17 protein-coding genes are annotated in these 15,136 nt (G+C 32.3%); 3 read left to right on the top strand and 14 right to left on the bottom strand.

Annotation, left to right across the window (positions count from 1 at the left end; translation table 11 throughout):
• Nucleotides 1-32 precede the first annotated feature (32 nt).
• Nucleotides 33-311: a hypothetical protein gene (locus tag GKR88_19290; GenBank protein ID QMU66209.1), complete on the top strand. Its 279-nt coding sequence runs from the start codon at nucleotides 33-35 to the stop codon at nucleotides 309-311.
• A gap of 4 nt (nucleotides 312-315) precedes the next feature.
• Here GKR88_19290 and GKR88_19285 read toward each other — a convergent pair whose 3' ends face one another.
• Nucleotides 316-873, bottom strand: coding sequence for a transposase (locus GKR88_19285; protein QMU66790.1), 558 nt, complete (start codon nucleotides 871-873; stop codon nucleotides 316-318).
• 377 nt (nucleotides 874-1,250) lie between these two features.
• On the opposite strand from GKR88_19285, the gene GKR88_19280 reads away from it, so the two are divergent.
• On the top strand, nucleotides 1,251-2,246 hold the full coding sequence (locus GKR88_19280; GenBank protein QMU66208.1) for a transposase: 996 nt from the start codon (nucleotides 1,251-1,253) through the stop codon (nucleotides 2,244-2,246).
• Nucleotides 2,247-2,818: 572 nt separating this feature from the next.
• Here GKR88_19280 and GKR88_19275 read toward each other — a convergent pair.
• The 7 genes from GKR88_19275 to GKR88_19245 all read right to left on the bottom strand — a co-directional run bounded on the left by GKR88_19275 (nucleotide 2,819) and on the right by GKR88_19245 (nucleotide 9,168).
• Entirely contained in the window at nucleotides 2,819-3,544 is a 726-nt protein-coding gene (locus tag GKR88_19275) for a hypothetical protein (GenBank protein ID QMU66207.1), read from the bottom strand.
• A gap of 9 nt (nucleotides 3,545-3,553) precedes the next feature.
• Nucleotides 3,554-4,420, bottom strand: coding sequence for a hypothetical protein (locus tag GKR88_19270; protein QMU66206.1), 867 nt, complete (start codon nucleotides 4,418-4,420; stop codon nucleotides 3,554-3,556).
• A 406-nt stretch (nucleotides 4,421-4,826) separates the two neighbouring features.
• On the bottom strand, nucleotides 4,827-5,147 hold the full coding sequence (locus tag GKR88_19265) for a hypothetical protein (GenBank protein QMU66205.1): 321 nt from the start codon (nucleotides 5,145-5,147) through the stop codon (nucleotides 4,827-4,829).
• A gap of 54 nt (nucleotides 5,148-5,201) precedes the next feature.
• Nucleotides 5,202-5,588, bottom strand: a complete 387-nt coding sequence (locus GKR88_19260) for a hypothetical protein (protein QMU66204.1) — start codon at nucleotides 5,586-5,588, stop codon at nucleotides 5,202-5,204.
• Nucleotides 5,589-5,715: 127 nt separating this feature from the next.
• Nucleotides 5,716-6,603 (bottom strand): tyrosine-type recombinase/integrase, encoded by an 888-nt coding sequence (locus GKR88_19255; protein ID QMU66203.1) that lies wholly within the window; start codon nucleotides 6,601-6,603, stop codon nucleotides 5,716-5,718.
• The gene (locus GKR88_19250; protein QMU66202.1) at nucleotides 6,590-7,522 is read right to left on the bottom strand and encodes a tyrosine-type recombinase/integrase; all 933 of its coding nucleotides are present in this window, start codon (nucleotides 7,520-7,522) and stop codon (nucleotides 6,590-6,592) included. Before GKR88_19250 ends, GKR88_19255 begins: the two co-directional genes overlap by 14 nt.
• A gap of 89 nt (nucleotides 7,523-7,611) precedes the next feature.
• On the bottom strand, nucleotides 7,612-9,168 hold the full coding sequence (locus GKR88_19245; GenBank protein ID QMU66789.1) for a hypothetical protein: 1,557 nt from the start codon (nucleotides 9,166-9,168) through the stop codon (nucleotides 7,612-7,614).
• Between the two features lie 141 nt (nucleotides 9,169-9,309).
• Between GKR88_19245 and GKR88_19240 the strand changes: the two genes are divergently transcribed.
• Complete coding sequence (locus GKR88_19240; protein ID QMU66201.1) at nucleotides 9,310-9,621, top strand: helix-turn-helix domain-containing protein; 312 nt, start codon at nucleotides 9,310-9,312, stop codon at nucleotides 9,619-9,621.
• 140 nt (nucleotides 9,622-9,761) lie between these two features.
• On the opposite strand, the gene GKR88_19235 is transcribed toward GKR88_19240, so the two are convergent.
• From GKR88_19235 to GKR88_19210, 6 genes are all read right to left on the bottom strand, one after another.
• Nucleotides 9,762-10,448, bottom strand: a complete 687-nt coding sequence (locus tag GKR88_19235) for a hypothetical protein (protein QMU66200.1) — start codon at nucleotides 10,446-10,448, stop codon at nucleotides 9,762-9,764.
• Complete coding sequence (locus tag GKR88_19230; GenBank protein QMU66199.1) at nucleotides 10,420-11,391, bottom strand: hypothetical protein; 972 nt, start codon at nucleotides 11,389-11,391, stop codon at nucleotides 10,420-10,422. Before GKR88_19230 ends, GKR88_19235 begins: the two co-directional genes overlap by 29 nt.
• Nucleotides 11,392-11,797: 406 nt before the next feature.
• Nucleotides 11,798-12,118 carry a hypothetical protein gene (locus tag GKR88_19225; protein ID QMU66198.1) on the bottom strand — a complete coding sequence of 107 codons (321 nt, stop codon included), beginning with the start codon at nucleotides 12,116-12,118 and terminating at the stop codon, nucleotides 11,798-11,800.
• A gap of 54 nt (nucleotides 12,119-12,172) precedes the next feature.
• On the bottom strand, nucleotides 12,173-12,493 hold the full coding sequence (locus GKR88_19220; protein QMU66197.1) for a hypothetical protein: 321 nt from the start codon (nucleotides 12,491-12,493) through the stop codon (nucleotides 12,173-12,175).
• 149 nt (nucleotides 12,494-12,642) lie between these two features.
• Nucleotides 12,643-13,194 carry a hypothetical protein gene (locus GKR88_19215; protein ID QMU66196.1) on the bottom strand — a complete coding sequence of 184 codons (552 nt, stop codon included), beginning with the start codon at nucleotides 13,192-13,194 and terminating at the stop codon, nucleotides 12,643-12,645.
• Between the two features lie 226 nt (nucleotides 13,195-13,420).
• On the bottom strand, nucleotides 13,421-15,043 hold the full coding sequence (locus GKR88_19210) for a hypothetical protein (GenBank protein QMU66195.1): 1,623 nt from the start codon (nucleotides 15,041-15,043) through the stop codon (nucleotides 13,421-13,423).
• Nucleotides 15,044-15,136 lie beyond the last annotated feature (93 nt).

The following is a 15,136-nucleotide window of genomic DNA, read 5'->3' as shown; positions in this document are numbered from 1 at the left end:
ATTAGTGCTATTATAAATACTAATTTTTAGCTATGAAGTTTCACATTAAAGATGAGCACGATTTTTTTAAGCATTTTGGCAAACAAACAAATGAAAGCTTAACATTACCTAATGACCAAAATTGCCCTTATAAATTTGAAGAAAATATACGTCTCTTAGCAGCGCATTATGACAATACCACAGAGGCTGACCAAGGTTTCTTTTTTGATTTTGAACAAACTCCTGAATATAAAATGGTTTTAGACTATTTGGTTACTTTCTACAATTGGAATCTTGAACAACCTTTTTTTATTAGAAAACCCAAAGAGTGAAAGCCTATTCAAAAAATCCTGTACTATCTATTTCTAAAATAGTAGTATCATCTGCATAATTCCTAGCACTTGAGTATTTCCAATCAATAGAATTTGTTACAAAACCACTCTCTACAGGATTGTTATGTATATAATCTATTTTCTGTTTGATAACTTTTTCACTCCATAACTCTACAGGTTTATTATGATGTTGCCAAAACTGATATTTAGAGATATTTCCCTGTTTCTTTCCTGCTCTTTTAAACATCCATAATAACCATTCTTTTCTACTTTCTTGTGGATTGTTTTCTATAGCTTCTATAGTTTTCTTTGAAGTATGTCGTTTAAAATCTCTTAATAATTCTGAAGGTTCGCTATTTGATGAACGAAAAATAAAATGTACATGACTTGGCATAAAACAATAACAATACAACTCCATTCCTTTTTCCTTTCTACAATAATTTATACTGTCTGCTAATACATCAAAATAGACTTGTCGTGTAAAAACATCTATCCAATTGATTGTTGCAAAACTCACAAAATATAAACCACTCTTATTATAAAATTTATAATTTCTACTCATAGCATTGCTAAAATACAAAAAGCTACGCTTTGCAGCATAGCTTTTTGTTGTTATCATCTTTGACGCCACTAGTTACAAACTAGCGGGAGCCTTTAGATTAGCAAATAGAAATAATTACTTAAAATAAAAACATAATAGTTATGATGAAATTTCTTTTTTTGCTTCTTTTTTTCTTTGTTAATAACTCTTATTTTGTTGATAACCAAAAACACAAAAGAACGGAGTGAACTTTAGCGGCCAGCTAGCTTTTTAGAGCCATCCCCCGTATTAGTCTCCGTTCTTTTTAAAAGTTACTTAGAACCATATAGAATTTCAGTTTCTGCCCTTATTAAAGGTCTTAGTTTAAGTAACTATTATTAATATCTAATTACAAAATTATGAAAACAAATGAAATTATCGGAATCGATGTCAGTAAATTATTAATTGATGTTTGTATCTATTCTAAACAAATTGTTCAACAGTTTGAGAACAGTAAATCTGGATTTAAATTAATGCTAAAGTGGAGTTTTAAAAATTCGTCTTTCTCTAAAGAAGAAACCATGTTTGTATTTGAACATACAGGAATGTACTCTCATTTATTATCTGTGTCTTTAACTGAACAAAAATTATCTTTTTTCATAGCTTCTGGTTTAGAAATTAAAAGATCTATTGGTATTGCTCGTGGAAAGGATGACCAAATTGATGCCAAACGCATTGCTCTATATGGGTATCGATTAAAAGAAGAACTTAAACCCAGTAAGCTACCTAAAAGAAGTATATTACAACTAAAAAGTCTCTTATCTTTAAGGACAAAACTTAACAAACAAAGAGCTGGTTTTAAAGTTACTTTGAAAGAACAAAAAAGAATTTATAAAGCAAAAGAGTATAAAATAATCTTTGACGTTCAACAAAAAATGATTGCAGAACTAACCAAACAAATACACAAGATTAATACTCAAATGCAAGCTATTATTGACCAAAATATAATGTTAAAAGAAACCTATAAACTTGTTACTAGTGTTAAAGGTATAGGAATGCAAACTGCTATAATGATGATTGTGTTTACTGACAATTTTTCAAAATTTGAAAACTGGAGAAAGTTTGCCTCTTATTGTGGTGTTGCTCCTTTTCCTTACCAATCTGGAACTAGTATTAAAGGACGTACAAAAGTCTCTCATTTGGCTAATAAAAAATTGAAAGCAATTATTAATATGTGCGCTATTTCTGCTATACAACATAACCCAGAAATGAAATTATACTATCATAAAAGAATAAAACAAGGCAAAAGTAAAATGAGTACCGTTAACATTATTAGAAACAAATTAATAGCAAGAGTGTTTGCCGTTGTCAAACGACAAACACCCTATGTAGATACTTTTAAATTTGCTGCATAAATTAGTAAAAATAATATCTCAACTTTTACTTGTTTTTATCATAGAATACGGGGGGAACCTCACAGCTCATCTTTTTTTACTATAACTAATATGTCAATTTATTGTTTTACAATATTTTATGTTTTAAAAATTCTTTATCAACTATTCTGCATTATTACCAATCTTATTTAATGGTAAAATCCAAATTGCTATTAAACTACTAAATAGTAGTATAAAATATAAAAACCTATTTTTTTTATTTCTAAAATGGCATTTATAAACAGACGTAATTAATACTAAAAGCTCGAAAAAGAATATAATAAAGAAAAAACTGGAAACAGGATTCGAGAATTGAAAAATACTTATAAACAAGACAAATGAAATAACACCAAGTAATAAGTGGTTTTTTATTGAGTAACCTAAAATTTTATTGGTTTTAAAATTCTTATCTAGAACAATATAGTATAAATAAAACCATAAAATTATATGCAGGGCAGATGTAACATAAAAAATAGGAAATGGAAACTTTACACTCAATAAACATAAAATGAAAAAAAAATGCACTCTTTTTAAATTAAATAAACTATTCATAATTAATAAAAAACGTTTAGCTTGTCAAATATATATTGATCATTAACACGTAAAGTAGAAAAAACTTCTTCAGAAACACACTTATTTTTTATAAATTCATTATTATCTAATAAAGCAGTCCCTGTTAGGACTATTAAAAAATCATCCATCTTACAAATTAATAATATTGTTCCGTATAAATCATCTTTTTCTTCAAAACTGAAAACTATTTTTGCAGATTTATAGTTTTTAATTTTTGGCTCAATAAATCTTTTCTGAATTAATTTAAATTCTTTTTTTTGTTTACTGAAGTAACTGCTCATTACCTTTATGTTCTCTACAAAGTTATAAGCACTATCTATTTTTATTTTGGTAAAAGAAAATGTTTGTTGAAACTTAAGATCTTCATTTATTTTTTTTACAGAAAATAATAAATTACCCTTACCTTTAATTTGTTTCCAATATTTTGGAATACTTACTTTAAAAGTTTCGTTTAATAACTCTTTTTTTTCTTTTAAAATAAAATCATTTTTATCAAAAATAAATTTTATTTTATCATTGTAATAATAGTTAACATCATAAAGAGTATCATTTTTGTAACTTTTCCATAACCCCACTTTTTTATTATTCTGAATTAAGCCTTCTTCTCCACCAATATTTTTATACGTGTATTTATCATCACTCCTTGAAGAAGTTTGGGCGTAAACAAAAAGAGGCATAAGAAAAATAATTATATTAATTTTTTTCATAAAGTTCATTTATTCTTCTACTTCAATACCTACTTGTAAATTTAATTCTATACCTAATACAAGTTGAGCTGCGACTCCAAAATCTATACAATAACAAGTTTTATTATCTTCTGTTTTCGCTGAAGCTGTTCCATCTGGAGAAGTTTTTTTACCATTTCCACTATAAACTTCGACTCCAAGAGTAATACTTGAAGTATTTTTTGAAGTAGAAGGGTCACCAATATCACTAACCTCGTGAGAAATTTCAACACCTAAACCAACTTTATCGAAAACTTTTTCTTTAATACCAACACCTACACCTTGAGTAATACTTGTTTCACTATCGTTAAAAGTATGATTACCTGTATAAGAATCTGGATTAAGTGGATCAGTAAAATCCGCAGACCCACTAGCTAAATCAAAAGAAAAAGCATTGGCTTCAGCACTAACTTCAAAAAGACTAGCTTCTTTGACTTTAAAGCCAGCTGCAAGACCTATTTTTGCACTAGCTGTACCTTCAAGTTTAAAACTCATTTTATCTAAACCTATAGCTTTTGATATTCGATTTACTCCAGACTCAAATGCTCTAGCAATTCCACTGCAATCTACTCCTGGAGAGCAGTTCCCATCAGGATCAGTAAATACATTTGGATTATTCATAGCATAACTATAAGGGCTTTGATGAATTAATCCTTTAGCATCTGCTAATGCATCAACTACGAACCAACGTCCTAAAGCAGGGTCGTAGTTTCGTGCAGATATATCATACCATTCTAAACCTAATTCATCTTGATGTTCCTTACCACCAAAGCCAAACTTTTGCGCAGTACTATTCCCATTGGAACTTACAACATTATTATACCCTTTATGACGCAGACCAAAGGGATAGACGTTTATGCGTTTTTTTTAATAAAAGCCCATTTTTTATCGCTTATACCTGACAAAAACAGATTTTTTTAAGAACGTCCTCACTTCATGACCATTGTAAATATATGATTTTATGATTAAATCCGCACTCCAAAAACCCAGTATTTTCGTTCCTCAAAACCCCTGTGTTTTTTCCGTTTCCTTTCCCTCGATATTTGTACATAATTGGCATTATAATACAAATTCAGGAGTTTACTATTTGATCGGTTCTTCGCTTGTAAGTTATAATGTAAATTATGTAAAATACTCCAGGCTCATAGCTACCTGAGCGCACAGTGGAACTAAGATTGATGATAATAGCTTTGATTTTTAAGTAAAAAAGTCGTATTTTAGCTACGACGTCTTAGAGGACTAAAATCGTTTGCTAAGTAAGAAGTTATCTTTTAATTAGGTAGCTTCTTTTTTTATGCTCTTTGTGAAGACTAGCGCCCTTCGGTTGCTTCATTTTAATACTTGTCGATTTTTCCCCTGGCTTTTTTCCACCTCTAAAAAATCGCCAATTATTAAAACGGTTTACCTCCGTTTTAAAAAGATGAGGATTTATAGAAAGGGTTATAGCAGGGAGATAAATCGTCAGCTTTTTAAAACCGACAAGCGATAGTGCGTTCAGCATCGGAACTACATCGTTTATGGTAAGTTCTTCCCTCTGTGATATCTCAAGTGTTTTCCGTACTGATTTTAAAAACTGTAAACTCATTTTAGGATTGATTCCGGGTTGTAAATCTATTTTAGGATTTAGCTAAAAAAACGGTCAACTCATTTCAGGATAATAGCCCACTATGTATTTCCCTTTTTTTGATTTAACCGTACTGTTTATAGAGGCCAACGCCGATTGAGTGTTCTGCGTTGTACGCAAAACCAGCGCAGCGAAAGCGCAGCGCCAAAGCCGACGTGGACACATTGTCTGCGAACGATTAAGTGAGCAGCGTGGACGCGCCACAAGCATTTTTTTTCTCCTTATTATAAAAATAATAAATCGATTAAAAAAAAATGCGCAGTAGGCTTTGGCACCAGCGGCTGCGCCCGATAAGCAGCGGTGGATTTTTGTAGGCGACCCATAGGAGCCGTCAGCAAAAATACAGAGGAGCTGCGAGTGAGCGGAGCAGAAGCAGGGAGGCAGCAGCTTTTTTTTGGACAAAAACGGCTGTAAGCCGATGTATTTTTTTTTGGCCAAAAAAAAGTGCTGCACAGAGGGGCGTAGCGAACACCTTATAACCGCCCTTAATTGGTTTTTTAGCAAGCGAGGACGAAGGACGAGCGAAGCTTTATTGTATGGGATGAAAGTTATTTACAACTTCGTGTAAAGATTCTAAATCATCCTGTAGATACCGTTCTGTAGAAGATATATAACGATGTCCTGCCATGACTTGCACTTGTCTTAGATTGTATTGTTTTAACCAATGGGTAATCACAGAAGCTCGTATTTGATTTGAACTATTTACTTTGTTGTTTGTCTTCTTTAACTTCTTTAAAATGTGATAGATTGTATTTCCTAATCGTTTGTTGTTTGGTATAAAAACTCTTTCGCTAACAATGTGTTTTTTATCAATGATTTCTTCTCGGACTTCTTTTATATATTCTAAAAATTGGATGACTTGCCACGATTTTAATTCTAAAGTTCTGCTGTTACTTTTTGCGCCACTTTTTATATAAATCTTTCCTTTGTAAAGTTGTAAATCTTCGATTTCTAAATGTATAAGTTCTGTTGTGTTTAATCCTTGATAAACCATCAATCCAACAATCATTTTATTTCTTTTTGCTGTTAATCTGTGGTAAGGATCGGTGATGTTTTCTGTTTGATATGAATAATACAAATCTTCTAATTCGTCGGCTTCTAATAAATTGTGATTCACTACTTTTTTAACTCCTTTGATTGTGGTTGTTTCTATAGGATTGTCTGTTCTATAACATTCACTTACTAAATAATTCAAGTAATTTTTTACAATGCCTAAGGCATGATTTACAGTTCTTTTATTGGTGTATTTTCTTTGTAAATGTTTTAGATATTTCATGCAGTTTTCATACTCAATAACTTCTGCAGATGTATCATTTTTCTTGCACCAAGTGATAAATTTATCAATCTGATTTGAGTAGCTTTTAATGGTTGTTGTACTGTAATTTTCTTTCTCTAAATATTCTTTATACTGTTTCATCTTTTATCATTTTTAATAAATGAACATAAATCTGTGTGGATTCTAAAGAACTGTGGCCTAAAAAGGTTTTGATGCTTTCTAGTTTTACTTCTTGTTGTAATAAATGGGTTGCAATGCTATGTCTTAATGTGTGAAGTGTAATTCTTTTTTCTACAATCTCTTTGTTATTACTTGCTTGTACAATCTTCTGTAACCGGTTCGCTAAACTCATTCCGCCCATTCTTTTGCCTTGCTTACTGACAAATAAGCTTTCGGTGTTCTTTGGGTTAAATAAATCTCTGGATTCATACATATAGTCTTCCAGTATTTCTGCATTCTTTCGATTGATGGGTACAAAACGTTCTTTATAATTCTTTCCTTTTCTTATTAGTATTCTTTCTTTATCAAAAAAAATATCGCTAATATCTAAATGAACAGCTTCATTTCGACGTAATCCACAACTGTAAAATATCACAAGAATTACTTTATCTCTTAACCGATAATGGTCGTACTGGTGGCTATACTTAGTAGCATTGAATAATGCCTTGATTTCTGATTGCGTTAATATATTTGTCTTTTCTTCTGTGGGGTTTCTCTCTGATTTTAGATGTATATTAATTCCTTTATGATTGTGATTTTGTAGATATTCTCTAAACTTCTTTAAGGCTTGTTGGTGTTTGTTTAGATAGCTTTTACTCAATCCTCCGCTTCTTCTTTCATTAACTCTTTGCTGTAAATAATTGTAATAATCTTTTACAGTTTGGGTTGTGATGTAACTAATATTTCTAATATGATTTTGTTCTAGGTAATAGAAAAATTCTTGTAGATGATTTGGCAAGTAATAGACTGTACTTTCTGCATAGCCTAAGATATCTAACCACTCTTTATAATTGGTAACAAATATTTTATAACTCTCATTGTATAGCTTTAATTTTTTCATGTGCTTGACCTTTTTTGAAGTTTGGTTGCGAAGTAGATATAACAAATTGTGTATGTAATACTTAACTTCGCCATTCTGTTGTGGCGAACCTATGGCGTAGTGGCGAGGTTTATCTGTTCGATACAGTTATTTAGTGACTTTGTTACCAGGTCTTTGAGTTCACTATATTCTTTCATGTCAACAATTTCAAAATGATATAACTGTCCTTTTTCACCTTGTACTTTCTTGATGTAATTCTCTAAGAGTAATTGTTTATGATAACGTCTTAATGTGGTTTCTTTTACTCGTAAGTTTCTACGGATTTCGGAACTTGTAAACTTGATTTGATTCTTCTCTTTAAGATACAATTTCAACTTCTCTAAATGATTTCTAACTGCTCCTGTAAGTGTATCTGATTTTCTAAGTAAAACATCAATAATTAATTCATTGGCTTCTTTGATATCTTCGATTTCTGTCTCGATATAAACTTCTCCAGTTTCCTTATTTACTTTTTGTTCTCTTTGATACTGATGATAAAATGTGATGGCATTTATAAATTGCAAATAGTGACTGTTTGTACGTCGAGGTTTAAACACTGACAATGGAAGAGATAAGTGTTCTGCATAGGGATTAATTACTTTGATGGGTTTTAATATTCTTTGTACGTTTTGTAAAACTTCTCTAGCTTTTATTTGTTCTGTCTCATCTATTTTTCCTGCAATAACCAGTCGTTGATAATCCATGATACGTTTGTCTTGTTCTGAGCTTTCATCTATATAGAGTAAAAAACTACGATTGGCATTGTCTTCATAAATACTTTCTTGTGTGGTAGCTCCTGCAATACAAACAGGTCCTTGTACTTCTAAGGGAATGGTTTTACTTACTCCGTTTTTATCTTTATGGACTACTCTTTTTTTTATCCACTTTTTACTGGCAAATTCTCGAATGGTGTATAATACTTTTTGTACGCCGTCTAAATCTTCTATCAAAATAATTCTATGAGAGAGTTCTGTTTTTGCAAAGTAGTATAAGGCATTGGCAGAGAGTGTAGTGACTTCGAGTATATCTTCTTGTGGTATGAGTTCTCCAACTTTAGATTGCAAATGTGTTTTTCCAACTCCGCTACTTCCCAAACTTATACAATGAAGTGGATTGTTTGTTTTACGAGAAGTAAATAATAAGTACATCAGAAGTCTATTTGTTTCTTCTCCAATCACGCCGCTTGTTCCAATGTACTTATTAGTTCTCTCTAGCAAATTCTCCCTTTCTAAAAAGGCAATGGCTTCTTTTTCTTCACTAGCAGTTAATTCTTTTATAAATGGTTTGTTTGATTCTGTTTCTTTTTGTAGTAGTAAAAAACGATAGTTCTCTAGCTCGTGCGTAAGTTCTTGTAAAACTTTGCGGACGACACTCGTCCCAATCTCTAAACGTTCTGCTATTCTTCTGACAAACTTTTCTACTTGGTTATCGTTGTATAAATCAATACTATGTCTTAGAATGCTATGGGCTGAGCTTGTCGAAGCGTTATTTGATTTCAGCTTTTGAACCGATAACGTTACTCGTAAACTTTCTAATTTATTAGTTCTTAATCCGCCTAGAATATGAATTTCTAAATGATTTGTCTTGTACTGATAATTATTTGGGTTTTCTGTATCTAAAATGTTCATATTTGGATACTCTTTTAAATTGTTTATAAATCTAAGGTATCCATAAATGAATAATAAATCAATATCCATATCTGGATACCACACTAAAACCCCTTATTTTTATACAGAAATACACACAAACTTTTTTTAAATTTCTTTTTTATGAACTCAAATCTTACTGATTTTATCCAAAATCTAAAGCATTATAGAACTCAAAAACAGCTCACTCAAAAGCAATTGGCTACTCATTTAAGGATAGGGCTAGGTAATATTGCACGTTATGAAAGAGGAGAAGTAGTACCAAAGCTTGATGTAGCGATTGCATTGGCTCAAAAATTAGAGGTAAGCCTAGACATTCTTTGCGGACTTTACAAGCAAAATGATACCGAACTCAATGAGCTTTTACAAAAAGCACAGAACTTACCCACAGAGGATAGAACCCTGCTAAAAGCCATTATTAAAAAGTTTGTATAAAAGAAAACCACAAACATTTTTACAATGTCTGTAGTTTTGTATAATTATTTCTTACTCTTACCCGCCACTAGAAAAATTCTAGCGGTAGCCAGTACGTGACATACTAGCACCATCCTGGGTTTTTAAACAATGAAATTCAATCACTTAATTTTAATGAGTGAATATTTCTTATTAGGGATACCATTTTCGAGATAAATCAAACGATTTGACTTAATAAGCCATTTTGTTTTTAGAAAATCGTAAAGAGCATATCTATATTGATTCGGGGTTAAAACTATTTTCATATCTGTATCAACAAACTTATTAATCTGTTTTTCATAAACTTCTTCTGCTGTATCTATTTTTATTTTTCTAATAAACTGAGGTTTAATCTGTAAAGTCTTTGAAGTTATCAACTGTTCCTTATCATCAAGAAAGATAGAATAACCTCCCAAACTATTATTTTCATTATCAACTATTGTCAAATCAACTGTCTTTTGTTTATCATTCTCATAAAAAACATCGATTTTACCTTGTTTTTTTTCTGGAGGAATATCAAAAGATAGGTTTAGTGTATCTTTCTCTAACTTCCACATACCTTCAAACGAATGAGTACCATAAAATTCGACACTTAAATTATAGTTTACAACATTATTAGCTAGCAAAATAATTTCTTCGCTATTTGGAGTTTTATATGGCGTATCATCTTTAACATACCTTCCTAATATGTTCTTATTTTTTAAATCACTTTGAACTTCTGTATGTTTCTTAACGCTACAACAAGAGACAAGTACACTTAAAAATATTAAACTAAAATTTCTAATTTTTCCCATCATAAGTTTTTCCATTAATTCTAAACGCCTGATTCTTTCTAGAAGATTCTTGATTTAACCATTTAGCTTTTTGTGCTTTAGTTCCATTAGACTTTAATATCTTCTGTATTAAAGCATGTTCACTAACACTTTTTGGTGTTCTAGGATGGTTAGCATAAGGAGAACTAGTATCATTATTCAATTCATTATACGTATCATAAGATGTTCCTGGTTCAATAGCATTTTGTCTTTTATAAGCATTCCATTCATCAGCCAAATCGACGCCTATTAATTTACTTTTCTGTATAGGACTTCCATCTGAAAGACTTGTTATACCTTGATCAAACTGATATGCATGATGTATTTCATGTCCTAATAAACCAAAACCATTTCCTAAAGGAGCTTTTATATTAACAACTCCAGTATTAAAATTATATGTAGTATGTCCACTTGATGCAAAAGCGCCAGCATCTTCAATATTATAACCTTGACTAGACCCCATTAAAGTAGAAACTTCATCTATAGAGGATTGTAATTCTGAATTAGCACCTTCCAGACCACCTATCAAACCATTTAAATTAGCAACTGCTTTTTCTGAAAGATTTCCACCGTCAATTAATCCCTGCAATTGCTCAATGCTTTTATTATTCTTTTCCATTTGTTGTCTTGAATTTTGTTGAAAGGTCATTGCAGTAAACAAAGATCTAAAATTTACAAAATAATTTCCGTCAACATCAAAATTTAAGATTGGATTATTATTAGCATAATGGTATGGAGAATTTGACAAGTACTTTTCTGCCATTCCATCTATCCCAAACCATCTACCTAAATCTGCTTGATAATTTCTAGCACCATAATCCAAAGTATTTAATCCAAGTTCTTCATTTTCTTCCTTTCCATTGTACCCATAAGGATGATGCGTTCCATTAATTACGTTATTGTAACCCTTGTGTTTCAACCCAAAAGGATATAACTTTATGCGTTTTTTTTAATAAAAGCCCATTTTTTATCGCTTATACCTGACAAAAACAGATTTTTTTAAGAACGTCCTCACTTCATGACCATTGTAAATATATGATTTTATGATTAAATCCGCACTCCAAAAACCCAGTATTTTCGTTCCTCAAAACCCCTGTGTTTTTTCCGTTTCCTTTCCCTCGATATTTGTACATAATTGGCATTATAATACAAATTCAGGAGTTTACTATTTGATCGGTTCTTCGCTTGTAAGTTATAATGTAAATTATGTAAAATACTCCAGGCTCATAGCTACCTGAGCGCACAGTGGAACTAAGATTGATGATAATAGCTTTGATTTTTAAGTAAAAAAGTCGTATTTTAGCTACGACGTCTTAGAGGACTAAAATCGTTTGCTAAGTAAGAAGTTATCTTTTAATTAGGTAGCTTCTTTTTTTATGCTCTTTGTGAAGACTAGCGCCCTTCGGTTGCTTCATTTTAATACTTGTCGATTTTTCCCCTGGCTTTTTTCCACCTCTAAAAAATCGCCAATTATTAAAACGGTTTACCTCCGTTTTAAAAAGATGAGGATTTATAGAAAGGGTTATAGCAGGGAGATAAATCGTCAGCTTTTTAAAACCGACAAGCGATAGTGCGTTCAGCATCGGAACTACATCGTTTATGGTAAGTTCTTCCCTCTGTGATATCTCAAGTGTTTTCCGTACTGATTTTAAAAACTGTAAACTCATTTTAGGATTGATTCCGGGTTGTAAATCTATTTTAGGATTTAGCTAAAAAAACGGTCAACTCATTTCAGGATAATAGCCCACTATGTATTTCCCTTTTTTTGATTTAACCGTACTGTTTATAGAGGCCAACGCCGATTGAGTGTTCTGCGTTGTACGCAAAACCAGCGCAGCGAAAGCGCAGCGCCAAAGCCGACGTGGACACATTGTCTGCGAACGATTAAGTGAGCAGCGTGGACGCGCCACAAGCATTTTTTTTCTCCTTATTATAAAAATAATAAATCGATTAAAAAAAAATGCGCAGTAGGCTTTGGCACCAGCGGCTGCGCCCGATAAGCAGCGGTGGATTTTTGTAGGCGACCCATAGGAGCCTAACAAAAATACAGAGGAGCTGCGAGTGAGCGGAGCAGAAGCAGGGAGGCAGCAGCTTTTTTTTGGACAAAAACGGCTGTAAGCCGATGTATTTTTTTTTGGCCAAAAAAAAGTGCTGCACAGAGGGGCGTAGCGAACACCTTACAACCGATTCTTTAGTGTTCGGATTTTGCTTTGATTTGATAAATATATGCTGTGTTTCGTTTTCCTACGATTTCTACCAATTCTCTATCGACCAATTCCGTTAAATGATGATACACCGTACTTTTGGCTTTTCTAAGTTGTAAGGCGACTTCTCTGCTTGTAAAAACGCTATCGTAAAATTGCCAATGAATTTCATGGTAAAACCAACGTGTAGAAGCACCCAGTAAAATATCTTGTTCTTTGAGTTTTAACTCGTTTTGTAAAAAATAAATGGCATTGTTTAAATCTTCTCTCACAGTATACAATCTCCCATATTTATCTTGGTCTCGGTGCATCTCATTTAAAATGGTAAAATTAGCCGTTGTTTCTTTAATCAGCTCTAAATGTACTTTGCTAAAACTTCCTGTTTTTTCTAGTAATTTATGATAAGGATTGAGTACCACTCGTTTGGGATAAATCAATTTTATCAGCAAATTAAAATCTTTAATATGATACTTTCTGTATTTGATTTTTTCAATTTTTACATAGCGTTTTACTGCCTGTTTTTTGTAACGGGTGTTCATGGTTGTTGTGTTAGAAAGTTAAAAAGTTAGAAGGTTAAAAGATGGAGATGTCAGCTTTTAAAGGGTGGGGTTTTATGGCAATTTTTTATTTCCCTTATTTATTCTTGTTCTGGGTAACTGGGTTGCTACTAGATTATTTGTTGATTATCAATGTTTTGACCGACCCACGACCGACCCACGACCGACCCATAACTGACCCATAACCGACCCAAGGATGCTTGTCTTTTTAGGATTTGTCTTTATACGCTTGGATTTGTTTGTATAAATAGCCTCTTATTTCTGTTCGCAATTTCTCTAAATTATCCCAATAGGCAATCTTATAAACAAAGGTATTTCTACCACCAACACTGCTTTTTTGGATGTATTCTAATTCCAGTAATTCATTAAAATAACGTTGGGTCTGACTTTTACTAATCCTAAATTCTTGGCGTATTTCTCGTTGTGTAAAATCGGTATTTTCTCCTTTGGGAGTGATGTACTTTTTTAGGTTTTCATAGAACTGTCGTAGGATTCCATCGAGTTCATCGGTTTTTAATACAATGCTTTCAAACATCAGATCTACTGCCAGTTCCAGATCTTCCAGTTTTGTGATTAGCGTTTGTGGTTCTTGTGTATCTGCAGCGATTCGCTGCCGATTGTACTGGTGTAATAAAGTTATTTGTTCTATAAAATCATGAAGCATTTGGGTAAGTCTTCTACGCTGTTGTGTGGTTTTTGGCAAGTGCAATCGGTACTTATTTTGTACAGAATAGGGTTTTAATAAACTCACTAAGTTTTGGATTTCTAAAACAGCTTGCTGCTCTTGGGCATCCGTGATGCCTTTTGAGGATTTTTGTGCCATGTAGGCTAGCACCTTTTCTGTTTGCTGTTCACTCTCATCAATGGCAATGGTAAACACTCTACTTTGGTTATCTTCATACAATCTAAATTTTGTGGTAGCCACTAAAGAAGCAATCGGACCATAGACATGTTTTTCTCCACTTTTTATCTCGCCTGTGATTTCGTTTTTTAAACTCACGCTGCTGCTTAGTTGTCCGTTACTTTGCAATTCTCTCCAAGCCAACTGGGCTTCTTCTCCTAAACCGTCGTAATCTTCTAAGATGATTCCACAATGCTGTAGGTCGTAACTCCCATAATTGTAAAAACTTTTCTCACTAACTCTAGTAAACCTTTTGATTTTGTTTTGATTAAACATACAGTCGGCCACTTTTTTTATCAGATGACTTTTCCCACTTCCCGAAGTGCCTTGTACCATGGCGTGTAGCGTGTGGTTCATTTGATGACTTAATAGAATCGTAAATAAAAAAAGGGCTTTTTTCTCTTCGCCTACAATGCCTGTATCTTGTAATTTTTGAGTCAACTTTTTTATAAAATCTTTGTCCTTTAAAAGCACAAGCGCAGCTTGTTTTTCTATCTGAGTGAGTTGTCTATTTACAGGCATTGCCTGTTGTTGTTGCTTGGTGATTTCTATCTGTTGCAATCGATGATGTTCTAAATTTTCTGTAAGCGTGTTTAATGCTTTTCGTATAAAACTTGTACCGGTTTCTAATTTCTCTGCGCAGGTTCTTACAAACTTTTCTATACGGTCTCCGTGATAAAGGTCTAAAGTGTTTCTAACAGGAATGTAATGCATATTGTGTTTGCTTTTTACAACTAATGTAACTCTAAGCGCACCTAGATTTTTGATGTCTAATTTGCCCAATACTTGGATGTGTAAATGTTCATCTTGGTAATTGGTTTTATGAGTTTCTATTTGGATGCTGTATTTTTTTTTAAGTTGTTTGGCAGGTATTGCTTGTGTTCGATTTTCAAAAAACTGGGTAAATATTTCTGAAGTATGGCTGTCCAATAAAGAATTAATATCCTCGCCATCGAGTGTGGGAACTTTGGTAATTTGTACGTCAGGGTATTTTTCTGCAAGTTCTTTCGCATATTTTTCTGT

The organism is Flavobacteriaceae bacterium (assembly GCA_014075215.1).
GTDB lineage: Bacteria > Bacteroidota > Bacteroidia > Flavobacteriales > Flavobacteriaceae > Polaribacter.
Note: the sequence above shows the minus strand (reverse complement) of the source record. Positions and strands in the feature narration are given on the sequence as shown.